General features: G+C 58.1%; 10 protein-coding genes. 3 read left to right on the top strand and 7 right to left on the bottom strand.

All coding sequences use genetic code 11. The annotated features are described in order from the left end of the window. Window positions 1–50: 50 nt before the first annotated feature. The 7 genes from G5193_RS17930 to argC form a co-directional block, all read right to left on the bottom strand. Entirely contained in the window at window positions 51–2,162 is a 2,112-nt protein-coding gene (locus tag G5193_RS17930) for a hypothetical protein (RefSeq protein ID WP_421206702.1), read from the bottom strand. A gap of 232 nt (window positions 2,163–2,394) precedes the next feature. Next, window positions 2,395–3,780: an argininosuccinate lyase gene (argH, locus tag G5193_RS17935; protein WP_421206704.1), complete on the bottom strand. Its 1,386-nt coding sequence runs from the start codon at window positions 3,778–3,780 to the stop codon at window positions 2,395–2,397. Window positions 3,781–3,823: 43 nt separating this feature from the next. After that, window positions 3,824–4,114 (bottom strand): hypothetical protein, encoded by a 291-nt coding sequence (locus G5193_RS17940; protein WP_253627048.1) that lies wholly within the window; start codon window positions 4,112–4,114, stop codon window positions 3,824–3,826. A 52-nt stretch (window positions 4,115–4,166) separates the two neighbouring features. After that, the gene (locus G5193_RS17945) at window positions 4,167–5,402 is read right to left on the bottom strand and encodes an argininosuccinate synthase (RefSeq protein ID WP_421206706.1); all 1,236 of its coding nucleotides are present in this window, start codon (window positions 5,400–5,402) and stop codon (window positions 4,167–4,169) included. Between the two features lie 54 nt (window positions 5,403–5,456). After that, window positions 5,457–6,368 (bottom strand): ornithine carbamoyltransferase, encoded by a 912-nt coding sequence (locus G5193_RS17950; protein WP_421206708.1) that lies wholly within the window; start codon window positions 6,366–6,368, stop codon window positions 5,457–5,459. Window positions 6,369–6,393: 25 nt separating this feature from the next. Next, the gene (gene argB / locus G5193_RS17955; protein WP_005336097.1) at window positions 6,394–7,173 is read right to left on the bottom strand and encodes an acetylglutamate kinase; all 780 of its coding nucleotides are present in this window, start codon (window positions 7,171–7,173) and stop codon (window positions 6,394–6,396) included. Window positions 7,174–7,195: 22 nt separating this feature from the next. Continuing rightward, window positions 7,196–8,203, bottom strand: coding sequence for an N-acetyl-gamma-glutamyl-phosphate reductase (gene argC, locus G5193_RS17960; protein WP_005336096.1), 1,008 nt, complete (start codon window positions 8,201–8,203; stop codon window positions 7,196–7,198). A gap of 271 nt (window positions 8,204–8,474) precedes the next feature. Between argC and argE the strand changes: the two genes are divergently transcribed. The 3 genes from argE to ybaK all read left to right on the top strand — a co-directional run bounded on the left by argE (window position 8,475) and on the right by ybaK (window position 13,301). Further along, on the top strand, window positions 8,475–9,620 hold the full coding sequence (gene argE, locus G5193_RS17965; protein WP_227341843.1) for an acetylornithine deacetylase: 1,146 nt from the start codon (window positions 8,475–8,477) through the stop codon (window positions 9,618–9,620). Between the two features lie 231 nt (window positions 9,621–9,851). Then, window positions 9,852–12,485, top strand: a complete 2,634-nt coding sequence (gene ppc / locus G5193_RS17970) for a phosphoenolpyruvate carboxylase (RefSeq protein ID WP_076494012.1) — start codon at window positions 9,852–9,854, stop codon at window positions 12,483–12,485. Between the two features lie 351 nt (window positions 12,486–12,836). Further along, window positions 12,837–13,301, top strand: coding sequence for a Cys-tRNA(Pro) deacylase (gene ybaK / locus G5193_RS17975; protein ID WP_139463594.1), 465 nt, complete (start codon window positions 12,837–12,839; stop codon window positions 13,299–13,301). The last annotated feature ends 71 nt before the right edge of the window (window positions 13,302–13,372 follow it).

The raw sequence follows: 13,372 nt of genomic DNA on the forward strand, positions 1-13,372 counted from the left end.
TGTATGGCAAATAAAATTATGCATTTTGCAGAGCTGGGGTGTTGATAAAATTAGTCTAGGTCGTGGGTCGGCTTTCCCTTCTTCCACTCATCCCACCATTTAAAGAGGGGGCGTTCATAGCGTTCAGATAAAACGTAGCTGGGTCGGCCATCATATACCGCTGGCCCCTTAACAATATAATGTGATTGTTCGAGAATTGTCGTTATTTCCTTCTCGTTCATTCCCATGCTGTCGAGTTTTTGCTCACTTATCCCTCTTCGTTTTAATGACTCTCTAATTCCCTTGGCCGTGCGCACATCATATTTCGGTCTGGCAAGTTCGGTATAGATTAGGCGCTGAGCTTCTGTCATTTTTTCTGCATCCCACCAACCAGTCAACTGGTCACGACGAACTAGCTCTGATAGCAGGGTAAAACGCATGTAATCTTTCACGTCATCTTTTTTCCACCACCAGAAAATGCCCGCCGCCATGGCGGTAGAACGGTTCTGACTCCTTAGCAACTCTGTCTTAATCGACGTTAATCTTGCCATCGCCAGATCAATGCACTTTTCTACATCTTTGATTTCTACCCTTGGCCATGCGGGAATTTCTATCTCCTTTTCTAAGGCCCCCACTAGTGGAATTAATGGTAGTTTATCCATCGTATTCTGGGTTAGCGTTATCTTGCTATAACCAGTATTGACAATTGCATAGTGGGGGGGGAGTGATAAATGTTGGCGCAAAAACTGTTGGCAGTTGCGTCGTCCTAGTTGATAGTCATGGTGGCGAAAATTTTGTGATAGAAAACCACCAAAACCACCCAACAAGCCACAGGCAATTGCATAGTCGTGCGCCTTGCCATTAACGTCTCTAATCGGAGCAATAAGATGACGACTGTAGATACTGTCATCCATAGCTGCAAAAGCCTCTTCCATCTTGCAGCGAGCCTGTGCCTTCATCATGGGAAACAACTTGGAGATCACGTTCGTCAGGAGACGATCCTTGGGTGACCAATCGGACCAAATATCTGGTTCAGGAAAGGGATCTATCATGATAACCGCACGATCGACGATTTCTCCGTTTTTTATCCGTGCCTCAAGGGGAGTGTTAATATCTTCGTTACGGGTATTGGGTTTGCCGGGTGTGCGCATTAGGCACCAGCGAGCCAGTTGAAATGGTTCATTGTCCAGTACTCCGCCATCCACACCGGTATATTTGAAATTGGGAATAATGCCATCAGGAATTGCTGGTTTTATCTGTTTATATTGTTCCTTCGCTTCTTCCCAACTATTACAAGGGTGACTTAACATTGGCCACGCTCTCGTTTTTACGCTGGTAGAGTCTTGATAGTTGTAATCGACAGCGGCTAAACCAATCGGAAAGGCGCCAGATAGAATTGCTGCATTAATATAACCAGGCCAATGCCCAGAAAAACTGGCTGCATCAGATATTTTTAATGGAAAAGCATATTCACAATCTGCCCAGCCTTGCTGTATCGGATGATTACCTGTATCTTTCAGAGCAAAATGCGTTCTGTCAGCATGCAGCATCATATTGTATCCATCATTTGTTTCATCTTTGTTATGTTTATTTTCTAAGTTATACTGCACGGTATTGAAAAGAATTTTGTAAGGAATGCCACGTAAATTGCTATGAGTGAAAAATAAATGTAGTTCATCGGCCAGATATGGTTTGGCTGGTGTAATGGTGTGAGCGTTCTTAAGTGCCTCATTGGCAATAAGTTGCAAACTGCTGCTATCAAGTAAGGAGTAAACTTTGCCATCCCCTTTAAGGTCATTTTGTGCAAGTAAGCCTTGTCCTTTGAGTGGATCAAAACGGAGCTGTTCTACCCAAGGGCGATAGAGGTTTTTTAGGGTATAATCTTTCTCCTGCACAAATCCAGCAGATAATGCTGGGATGGTAAGTGCCGCTGTGACGGCACCTGCGGAAGAGCCTGTCATCACTGAAATAACTACTTGATGATTCGGAACAGTTTTTTCCCCGTTTTCAAGGTCTATTCGTTTCTGTTTTTCCCACTCTTCCAATGCGGACAGTAGAAAATCCATCACTCCTGCCGAATAGGCACCTGCGGAGATGGCACCAGCCATAGTAAGACCGATATAAAAAGTGGGAGGTACTGTATCTTCACCTATCTTGATGTTGTTATCCTTTATAACTGCCATAGCTGTGCTCCTGAACAGACAGAGTTAAGAGACACGCCTCAGATATACAAAACTACATATAATGTAATCGGGGGACCGCGGTGCCGATGATGAGATATGAAGCCTAGATAGTGTGAAATCGTTTCACAACATGGAAAATGTGCGCTGAGCGACAGAACTGATAGATGCTAAAAAGTAACGGCAACCTCGGGTTGCCGTTTTGCTTTCAACTTTGGATCACAAGCCGGTTGGCTTAACCCACCCGCTTGGCCAGCCATGTTTCGGCGGCAGTCAGGGCTGCTTCTACCTGCTCCCGGGCAACGCCGCCTTTGGCGACCCGCTTGGCGAGGGTCGCTTCCAGCTCCAGATTGGGGTAGACGTCGAACTCGATCACCGGGCTGAAACGCTGGAATTCACCGATGGAGAGCTCCTCCAGCGGGCGGCCCACGCTGATGGCAAAGACCACGGTTTCACCGACGATATGGTGCGCTTCTCGGAACGGAATCCCTTTGGCCACCAGATAGTCCGCCAGCTCGGTGGCGTTGGCGTAGCCGCCCTGCGCTGCCGCCATGGTGCGCTCACCATTCACTTTCAGGTCGATCAGCACCAGCGCCGCCATATCGAGGCAGTCGTGCCAGGTATCGAGGGCATCAAACAGCCCCTCTTTGTCTTCCTGCATGTCCTTGTTGTAGGCCAGCGGCAGCGCCTTGAGGCTCATCAGCATGCCCATCTGGGCGCCCACCACCCGGCCGGTCTTGCCGCGGATCAGCTCCAGCGCATCGGGGTTTTTCTTCTGCGGCATCAGGGAGGAGCCGGAAGTGACCGCATCGGAGAGCTCGACAAAGCCCGCCTCGCCGGTGTTGTAGAAGATAAGGTCTTCGGCAAAACGCGACAGGTGGGTCATGGAGAGGGACGCCACGTGCATCAGCTCCACCACGTGATCCCGATCGGAGACCGAATCCAGACTGTTGCGGGTGGCGCCGGCAAAGCCCATGTCCAGCGCCAGCGCTTCGCGGTCGATGGCGTAGGCGGTGCCCGCCAGCGCGCCGCAGCCGAGCGGACTGGTGTCGAGGCGCTTGAGGGCATCCTGTAGCCGGGAGTAGTCCCGCTCCAGCATCTCCACATAGGCCAGCGCCCAGTGAGCGAAGGTGACCGGTTGGGCCCGCTGCAGGTGGGTGTAACCCGGCAGCACGGCGGTCTGATTGGCGCGAGCGGAGGCGACCAGCCCCTGCTGCAGGGCGGTGATGGAGCCGAGCAGCAGCTCGCCCTGCGCCTTGCACCAGAGTTTCAGGTCGGTGGCGACCTGATCGTTGCGCGAGCGGCCGGTGTGCAGTTTCTTGCCGAGATCGCCGACGGCGGCGATGAGCTGGCTCTCGACCCAGGAGTGGATATCTTCGGCATCCGAATGGAGGATCTGCCGGGGATCCTGCTGCACCGAGGCGAGCAGCACCTCCATCGCCTGTTGCAGTTTGCCCTGCTCATCGGCGGTCAACACGCCCACCTTGACCAACGCTTTGGCCCAGGCCATGGAGCCTTGAATATCCTGCTCTGCCAAGCGGTAATCGAACCGCAGCGAATCGTTGAACTGTTTGAACCGGCTATCGGCTCCCTGACTGAAGCGTCCACCCCAAAGTGCCATACTGCTCTCCTTGTATTACTGCGGCTGTTTTATGACAGCTTGATCAAGACCTGTCTTGAATCGTGATTCCGGTAGTCACAATCACAACAATTTTGCCGGGATGTTCACGCATCTTCTCGGCAACATGATTGCTATTCAGATATTTATCCAATGTTTCCAGGGTATGTAGATCCATAAAATCCTCAGTGACGCTTAACAAGAGCGAACCACCTTTGGACTTAACTTTGAAAGAGTGACTTTCTGGACTGAAATCATCCTGATGGAAGATATTTACCCCAACGAAGCTCCGTTTTAAATATTCACGAACCACTTCGATCTCTTTCTCTCTACTCATAAATCCCCCTCCGCATTAAAAAACTAGGGGGACCAGGCCCCCCTCTTTTTCATCAACCGTGGGTGTGATCGCCACCGATGGCCTGGTGCTGCTCCTTCATGGCGCGGATCCGGCTGGCCAGGGTGTAGAGACGGATGAAGCCTTCGGCATGGCTCTGGTCGTACACTTCGTCGGCGCCGAAGGTGGCGAAGTCTTCGGAGTAGAGGCTGTTCGGCGACTTCTTCTGCACCGCGGTGACCTGACCCTTGTACATCTTCAGCACCACCTCACCATCGAGATCTTCGGCAATGGCGTTGGCAGAGGCGACGATGGCCTTGCACAGCGGGGTGAACCAGCGACCGTCATAAACCAGGTGGGAGAACTCGGCACCCAGCTTTTCCCGCCAGGCGCGGGTCGGGCGATCCAGTACCAGCTCTTCCACGGCGCGCAGCGCGGCGACCATCACGGTACCGCCCGGGGTCTCGTAGCAGCCGCGGGACTTCATGCCCACCATCCGGTTTTCGGTGATGTCGATGCGGCCCACGCCGTGCTTGCCGGCACGCTCGTTCAGGGTCATCAGGATCTGGTGCGGGCTGAGCGGCTGGCCGTCAACGGCCACCACTTCACCCTGGGCCACGGTCAGCTTGACGTACTCCGGCTGATCCGGTGCCTGCTCGGCGGGCACGGTCCACTGCCAGACCGCTTCGGACGGCTCGTTCCAGGTGCTCTCCAGCTCGCCACCCTCGGTGGAGATGTGCCAGGCGTTGGCGTCGCGGCTGTAGATCTTCTTCAGGGTCGCCTTGCAGGGGATGTTGCGGGTCTCCAGGTAGGCCAGCAGATCTTCCCGGGAGCGCATGTCCCACAGACGCCAGGGGGCAATAACTTTCAGCTGGGGCGCCAGCGCGGCCACCGCACCTTCGAAACGCACCTGGTCGTTGCCCTTGCCGGTGCAACCGTGGGAGATGGCATCGGCCCCTTCCGCCAGCGCGGCCTCGACCATCGCCTTGGCGATCACCGGACGGGCCATGGAGGTACCCAGCAGGTAGGTGCCCTCATAGACAGCGCCGGTCTTCAGGGTCGGGTAGACGTACTCTTTGACGAACTCTTCCCGCAGATCCTTGACGATGCACTTGGTGGCGCCGGAGGCGATGGCTTTTTGCTCGATCCCTTCCAGATCGTCACGCTCCTGACCGACGTCGGCGACGAAGGCGATGATCTCCGCATCATAGTTTTCCTTCAGCCAGGGAATGATGGCCGAGGTATCCAGTCCGCCCGAGTAAGCCAGTACGATCTTGTTGATTCCGCTCATTTACTTCTCTCCATGATGATTCGATAAAAAGGTGTTATTTGGGGTCGGTTGCCGTTATTTGTGCCCAAGCAGGGTCAACAGTACGGCGTTCTGGATATGCATCCGGTTTTCTGCCTCGTCCATGATGAGGGAGCCAGGCCCGTCCATGACCTGAGAGGTGATCTCCAGCTCCCGGTGCGCCGGCTGGCAGTGCAGCACATGCTGGATGCCGGTGCGGTCGAGCAGGGCCTGATTGATCTGGTAAGGCATAAAGAGGTCTTTGACCTGCTCCATCGGGGTGTTGTCGCCCATGGAGACCCAGGTATCTGTGTAGGCCACGTCGAACCCTTCGATATCTGCCACGTCATCGCTGATGTGGATGGTCGCCCCCGACTTGGCCGCCAGCGCCTGCGCCTGCAGGAAGATCTGGGTATCCGGGCCGTGGCCTTTCGGGCAGATCAGGGTGACGTCGGTGCCCAGGGTCGCCCCCAGCAGCAGCAGAGAGTGGCTGACGTTGTTGCCATCACCGAGGTAGGCAAGCTTCACCTTCGACAGGTCGTCGTAGTGCTCGGCAATGGTCATAAAGTCGGCCAGCCCCTGACAGGGGTGGTAGAGGTTGCACAGGCTGTTCACTACTGGCACTGTGCCGTGCTCCGCCAGCTCGACCAGGGTCTGGTGATCGAACACCCGAGCGACGATGGCATCACACCAGCGGGACAGGTTGGCGGCGAAATCCTTCACCGACTCCCGCTTGCCCAGCGCGCCGTTCTGCTGATCCAGATAGACGCTGTGGCCGCCCAGTTTGGCGATGCCGATGTCGAAGGTGACCCGGGTGCGCAGGGAGGGTTTCTCGAACAGGGTGACCACGCTCTTGCCGGCCAGCGCCTGGCTGTACTTCTTTGGGTCGGCCTTGACCGCTTGGCCCAGCGCAATCAGCGCTTCAATCTGGGCTTTGTTCAGATCACTGTCTTTCAGAAGATGTTGCATCGGATGTTCCTTGTTCCGGTGGAGATCAAATAGCTACCTGGGTGCCGACCGCGCCGCCAGCCAGCAGCTTGAGCAGCTGATCCGGGTAGCGCCAGCTGGCGACACAGACCGGCTTGCCGAGGGTCTCGGCGGCGTGCAGGGCCGCTTCTACCTTGACCGCCATACCATCGCGGATCACCCCTTTCTCCATCAGATCCAGCGCGGTCAGCTTGTCGAGCTGGGGCACCAGCTTGCCCTTGCCATCGAGGATGCCGCTCACATCGGAGAGCATCACCAGATCGGCACCGAGCGCCTCGGCAATGGCGGTGGCCGCCTGATCCGCGTTGACGTTCATCAGCTGCCCCTCGGCAGTGATACCGATGGAGCTCACTACCGGCAAGAAGCCCTGACCGAGGATGCCTGCTACCAGCGCCGGGTTGCCCGGCTTGCACTCGCCGACCGCGCCGAGATCCGGGTCAAGCTGGGTCACCTGACAGAGGCCGCCATCTGCTAGACAGAGCCCCACAGCCGGAATGCCGGTGGCGATCGCCTTGGCCATCATCTGCTTGTTGGCGGTCCCTGCCAGCGCACCGGCAATAAAGGGGATCTGCTCGAACGGGGTTACCCGCAGGCCGTTCTTCTTGGTAGAGGTGAGACCCAGCCCCTTGAGCAGGTCATCCACCAGACAGCCACCGCCGTGCACCAGCACCAGCGGACGGTGCTGATCGTCGAGAAAAGTTTTGAGGGTGGCGAACAGGGCGGTCAGCGCCTCGTCGTTCTCGATAAGGGCACCGCCCAGCTTGATTACCAACGTCTGTTTGTCCATGTTCGAGATCCTTCCTAAGTCCTTAAATCAGGCCGGTGGCCGGTTCAAAACCAAATTTGATATTTATGCACTGCATGGCTTGCGAGGCGGCGCCCTTGAGCAGGTTGTCGATGGCCGAGACCACCACCAGCATGTTGCCCTGCTGTTGCCAGGCGATGTCGCAGTAAGGGGTGCCCGCTACGCCACGGATGGAGGGCATCTGGCCGGTGAGGCGCACCAGCGGCTTGCTTTCGTAAGCCTTGAGGAAGGCCTGATCCACCTGGGTGGGAGTCACGCCGTCCGCCAGCTGCACATAGATGGTGGCCAGGATGCCGCGCACATAGTTGCCGAGGTGGGGCTGGAACAGCACCTCCTTGCCGAGGTGGTGGCTGATCTCCGGCTGGTGTCTGTGATTGAAGGTGCCGTAGGGATTGAGGCTCACTTCGCAGAAGCTGGTGTTGATGGCTGCCTTGCGCCCGGCGCCGGAAACCCCGGAGACAGCGTTGATGATGGGCTGCCACCCCTTGGCAATCAGGCCATCTTGCTGCAGCGGCTTGAGGGCGCACAGCGATGCGGTCGGGTAGCAACCCGGCACCGCAATCAGCTGGGCGGTGGCGATGGCATCGGCGTTCCACTCGGCCAGGCCATAGACGGCCTGATCCAGCCACTGTTCGCTGTCGTGGGTGAAGCCGTAGAAGCTGTCGTAAAAGCCCTGATCCTTGACCCGGAAGGCGCCGGAGAGATCGAACACCGGCAGCCCCTTGGCGAGAAACTTGGGGGCAAGCGTGGCGCTCACCTCGTGGGCGGTGGCCAGCAGTACCAGATCGGCCTGGGTCAGGATCCGGGTCATGCCGTCGTCGTCCAGCGGCAGCAGCGGCTGATCGAGGGCGCCGACCCACTGGGGATGCAGGGAAGAGAAGCGCTTGTGGGCATCCTGACTGCCGGCGGAGACATAGAGGCCGAACAGCTTGAGTTGTGGGTGGTTCTGTACCAGTGCGGCCAGTTCGGCTCCCGCGTAGCCACTGGCACCGACGATAACGGTGTTAAGCATGTTGAATATTCCAAGTCAGAGTTCGAGATTCACAGCATGACGCTGCAGTGCACAAGGGTGTTCGAGCGCCCCTTTGCACAAGTGCGGAGGGGCAATTCAGGCGGGTGTGTGTCGTCGGTTATAGATCAGGTGACAGAACATTAACTTTCCCTTACAACTAGAAGCCTTTGTTGATGAGCCAGATATTCAGGTAAAATTACAGAATATTCATGCACTCACTTTGCATTTGTATTTTCTAACAGAAACATTCCGGGGACGCAAGGAGGAGCTGATGGCCAATCTGGATTTTTTTTCACTTTATAAGAATATTATTGCGATTCCCTCTATCAGCAGCACGGATCCCAAGTGGGATCAGAGCAATGAGGCGGTGATCCGGCTGCTGGCCGACTGGTTCGGTCAGCTCGGTTTTCAGTGCGAGGTGACGGCGCTCCCCGATCTGCCGGGCAAATTCAATCTGGTGGCGACGATGGGTCAGGGGGAGGGCGGTCTGCTGCTGGCGGGTCACACAGATACGGTGCCGTTCGATGAGGGGGGTTGGAGCAAGGATCCCTTCAAGGTGACCGAAGAGGGCAATCGTCTCTATGGCCTCGGCACCATCGACATGAAGGGCTTCTTCGCCTTTATCGTGGAGGCGCTCAAAGATATTGACCTCACCAAGCTGACCAAGCCGCTGCGCATTCTCGCCACTGCCGACGAAGAGACCACCATGGCGGGGGCCCGCGCCATCGCCGCGGCGGCCGAGCTCAAACCCGACTACGCCGTGATTGGCGAGCCGACCGGACTGGTGCCGGTGGTGGCCCACAAAGGGCACATGTCGGAGGCGATCCGCATTACCGGCAAGAGCGGTCACAGCTCGGATCCCGCCAACGGTGTCAACGCCATGGAGATCATGCACAAGGCGATGGGGCAGGTGCTGCGCTTGCAGCAGGATCTGAAAGATCGCTACGCCGACCACCGCTTTGCCGTGCCGCAGCCAACCCTGAACCTGGGTTACATTCAGGGGGGTGACAGCCCGAACCGCATCTGCGGCTGCTGCGAGCTGCATATCGACCTGCGACCCACCCCGCAGGTGGGGCCGGACGAGCTGATGGGGATGCTCAAAGAGGCGCTGTCGCCCATCGAGATCCACCAGCCGGGCTGTCTGCATCTGCAACATCTGCATGAACCCATTCCCGCCTATGCCTGCGCCGACGACTCTGTGCTGGTGCGCGAAGCTGAGAAGGCGAGCGGTCGCGCCGCCGAGTCGGTCAACTACTGCACCGAGGCGCCGTTTATCCAGCAGCTTGGCTGCCAGACCATAGTGATGGGCCCCGGCCATATCACCCAGGCGCACCAGCCTGACGAGTACCTTGACCTCTCCTTCGTCAAGCCGACCACCTCGGTGTTGCAGCACCTGATCAGACGTTTTTGCCTGTAGTGGCGGCGGTGAGAGGGGCGTAAGAACTGTAAGTAAGTTACATAACAAGCCGGTTGTGGAGTGGTGATGGAAATACATGTTCTGAATCGGCCTGTTATTTGACCTTGCGCAGACAATCTGGGTAGATTGTCACCCTAAGATGACGGAGCATATGTTGTAATCGCACAACAATAAGTGAGGTCGTCTAGCACCCCGGATGGGTGTCAGGCACCAACAAGATAAGGATGTGGAATGAACGAAAAGTACGCCGCACTACGCGCCAACGTAGGTATGCTGGGTCAGCTGCTGGGTAAATCCATCAAGGATCATCAGGGTCAGGCCTTTCTCGACAAGATCGAAACCATTCGCCAATTGGCCAAGTCCTCCCGCAAGGGCAATGAATCAGACCGGGAACGTCTGCTCGATACCCTGCGCACCCTGAGCGATGATGAACTGCTGCCGGTGGCCCGCGCCTTCAGCCAGTTCCTCAATCTGGCCAACGTGGCGGAACAGTTCCACACCATCTCCCGTCGCTGCGAAGAGCAGGTCTGCACCCCAGACCCGCTGGAGCAGATGTTCGACAAACTGAAAGCGTCCAACCTGTCGCAAGAGGCCATCATTCAGGCCGTGCGCGAGCTGGATATCGATCTGGTGCTGACCGCTCACCCCACCGAGGTGACCCGCCGTACCCTGATCCACAAGCACGTGCAGCTCAACGACTGCCTCGAAGCGCTGGAGCTCTCCGACCTGCTGCCCCGCGAGCGGGACAAGATCCTCAACCGCATCGAACAGCTGATCAATCAGGCGTGGCACACCAACGAGATCCGCGAACAGCGCCCGACACCGGTCGACGAGGCCAAGTGGGGCTTCGCCGTGGTGGAGAACAGCCTGTGGCCCGCCATTCCCGAATTCATGCGCAATCTGGACGAGCGTCTGCAACACCATCTGGGTGTGCGGCTGCCGCTGGATGCCGCGCCGGTCAAGTTCACCTCCTGGATGGGCGGTGACCGAGATGGCAACCCCTTCGTTACCGCCAAGGTGACTGCCGAAGTGCTGGAGCTGGGCCGCTGGATGGCGGTTAGCCTGTTCTACAAAGACATCAAGGAGCTCACCTCCGAGCTCTCCATGTCCGACTGTACCGACGCCGTGCGCGCTCGCGTTGGCGATCACCCCGAGCCCTACCGTGCGCTGGTGCGCGAGCTGCGTGAAGCGCTGCGCGAGACCAAGGAGCACCTCACCGCCAAGGTGCAGGGCCAGGTGAGCGAGAGCCAGGATCTGGTCAAGACCACCGCCCAGCTGCGCGAGCCGCTGGAGCTCTGCTACCACTCATTGCACGCTTGCGGCATGGGCAATATCGCCGATGGCATGCTGCTGGACGTGCTGCGCAAGGTCGCCTGCTTCGGCATCCATCTGGTCAAGCTCGATATCCGTCAGGATGGCGAGCGTCACGGGCTGGTCTTCTCCGAGCTGACCCGCTATCTGGGACTGGGGGATTACGCCGAGTGGAGTGAAGATGACAAGCAGGCCTTCTTGCTCAACGAACTGAACTCCCGCCGCCCGCTCATTCCCCACGACTGGGAACCGAGCGCCGAGGTACGCGAGACGCTGGATACCTGTCAGGTCATCGCCGAGCACGACCCTGATGCGTTTGGCATCTACATCATCTCCATGGCCGGTGCGCCGTCCGACGTGCTGTCGGTGCAACTGCTGCTCAAAGAGGCAGGCTGCAAGTTCCGCATGCCGGTCGCCCCACTGTTTGAAACCCAGGATGACCTGATGGCAGGCACCGCCGTGATGGAGCGCCTGCTCTCGGTGGACTGGTATCGCGGCTACATTCAGGGCCGTCAGTACGTGATGATCGGCTACTCCGACTCTGCCAAGGATGCGGGCATGATGGCCGCTGGCTGGGCCCAGTACGCCGCCATGGAATCCCTGGTGGGGCTGGCCGAAGCCAACAACATCCGCCTCACCCTGTTCCATGGCCGTGGCGGTACCGTCGGTCGTGGTGGTGCGCCTGCCCATCAGGCCATCCTCTCCCAGCCGCCGGGATCCCTGCGCGGCGGTCTGCGTACCACCGAACAGGGGGAGATGATCCGCTTCAAGTTCGGCCTGCCGAAAGTGGCGATCAAGAGTCTGGAGCTCTACACCAGCGCCGTGCTGGAAGGGAACCTGCTGCCGCCACCCAAGCCGAAAGAGTGCTGGCGCGAGGTGATGGAACAGCTGGCCGCCGACTCCTGCGATCACTACCGCAGTATCGTGCGCGGTCATCCGGATTTCGTCCCTTACTTCCGTGCCGCCACCCCGGAGATGGAGCTCGGCAAGCTGCCGCTCGGCTCCCGTCCCTCCAAGCGCAAGCCCAACGGCGGCGTCGAGAGTCTACGCGCCATTCCGTGGATCTTCGCCTGGACCCAGAACCGCCTGATGCTGCCGGCCTGGCTCGGAGCCCACAAGGCGCTGCAACAGGCCATCGACGGCGGCAAGCTGGCGGTGCTGGAAGAGATGAGCGCCCAGTGGCCCTTCTTCCGCACTCGCCTCGAGATGCTGGAGATGGTGTTCCTCAAGGCGGACGTCTGGCTCGCCGAGTACTACGACACCCGTCTGGTGCCGCAGGAGCTGTGGGGCCTTGGCAAACAGCTGCGTCAGGAGCTCGCCGAATCCATCGAGGTGGTGCTGAAACTGAGCCCGCGCGGGGATCTGCTGGAGGATCAGCCCTGGATCAAGGAGTCCATCAAGCTGCGCAACCCCTACACAGACCCGCTCAACGTGCTGCAAGCCGAGCTGCTCAACCGCTCCCGCAACCACCCGGAGACCCTGCACCCCGAGCTGGACAAGGCGCTGATGGTCACCATCGCCGGTATTGCCGCAGGTATGCGCAACACCGGTTGATAGCCAGCCCAAGCCAGCAGGCTTCAGCAATATCCATCAAGCCAAAGGGCGCCGACACGGCGCCCTTTGTTTTTTGTTGCCCAGCAGAATTCGGCTCGATGGGAGCCTCACCCATGTTTTGGGCGGTATTTTGTAGGGTGCAATAAGCACAGCGCATTGCACCGCTCGAAAATGCTCTTTGCCTAGTCTCGTCCTGTGTTTCATAGGGCAAGCAGCACAATTCACCTTGTTCATTGCTCTCTACTCATTACCGGTGATGGGTACAGATTTCCCCTCCGGCTTGCATCCCTCGCCATGCAGGCGCAGACTGTTTGGCCTTGTTTTTATGCGATTCGATTCAAGGCAACCATCATGACTCCTGCCATCAACCTGCTGAAGAAGCTCAAGATTCCCCACAAGCTCTACCCCTACGAGTGCGACGCCCACGACGATTTCGGCAAGCATGCCGCGACCCAGCTCGGGTTGCCGGAGGCGCAGGTGTTCAAGACTCTGGTTGCCCATCACGACAAGCAGGCGGTGGTGGCCATCGTTCCCTCATCCGGCATGTGCAGTCTGAAACAGCTGGCCAAGGCGACCGGTCTCAAGAAGGTGGAGATGATGAAACCGGCGGAAGCGGAGAAGCTGACCGGCTACAAGGTGGGTGGCATCAGCCCGCTGGCCCAGAAGAAATTGTTGCCCACTGTGCTCGACGAGTCGGCGCTGCAGTTTGACGAGATCCTGGTGAGCGGCGGCAAGCGCGGCCTCTCGGTCGGCGTGGCGCCGCAGGATATGCTGACGCTGATGAAGTGGATCGCCGCACCTATCGGCGAAGAGTAGTGCCGGGCAAGGTGTGAACCCGCTATCCGGGCCTGTGGTGGCCCGGATTGCCCCACCTGTGAGCGGGCGCG

The sequence above is a fragment of the Aeromonas sp. 601027 genome, assembly GCF_049174455.1.
Taxonomy (GTDB): domain Bacteria; phylum Pseudomonadota; class Gammaproteobacteria; order Enterobacterales; family Aeromonadaceae; genus Aeromonas; species Aeromonas veronii_A.

What these genes read in the sequence shown, in the direction of transcription:
- G5193_RS17940 (WP_253627048.1), bottom strand. Translation starts at nt 4,114, where the DNA reads ATGAGTAGAGAGAAAGAGATCGAAGTGGTTCGTGAATATTTAAAACGG.
- G5193_RS17950 (WP_421206708.1), bottom strand. Translation starts at nt 6,368, where the DNA reads ATGCAACATCTTCTGAAAGACAGTGATCTGAACAAAGCCCAGATTGAA.
- argC (WP_005336096.1), bottom strand. Translation starts at nt 8,203, where the DNA reads ATGCTTAACACCGTTATCGTCGGTGCCAGTGGCTACGCGGGAGCCGAA.
- argB (WP_005336097.1), bottom strand. Translation starts at nt 7,173, where the DNA reads ATGGACAAACAGACGTTGGTAATCAAGCTGGGCGGTGCCCTTATCGAG.
- G5193_RS17945 (WP_421206706.1), bottom strand. Translation starts at nt 5,402, where the DNA reads ATGAGCGGAATCAACAAGATCGTACTGGCTTACTCGGGCGGACTGGAT.
- ppc (WP_076494012.1), top strand. Translation starts at nt 9,852, where the DNA reads ATGAACGAAAAGTACGCCGCACTACGCGCCAACGTAGGTATGCTGGGT.
- G5193_RS17930 (WP_421206702.1), bottom strand. Translation starts at nt 2,162, where the DNA reads ATGGCAGTTATAAAGGATAACAACATCAAGATAGGTGAAGATACAGTA.
- ybaK (WP_139463594.1), top strand. Translation starts at nt 12,837, where the DNA reads ATGACTCCTGCCATCAACCTGCTGAAGAAGCTCAAGATTCCCCACAAG.
- argE (WP_227341843.1), top strand. Translation starts at nt 8,475, where the DNA reads ATGGCCAATCTGGATTTTTTTTCACTTTATAAGAATATTATTGCGATT.
- argH (WP_421206704.1), bottom strand. Translation starts at nt 3,780, where the DNA reads ATGGCACTTTGGGGTGGACGCTTCAGTCAGGGAGCCGATAGCCGGTTC.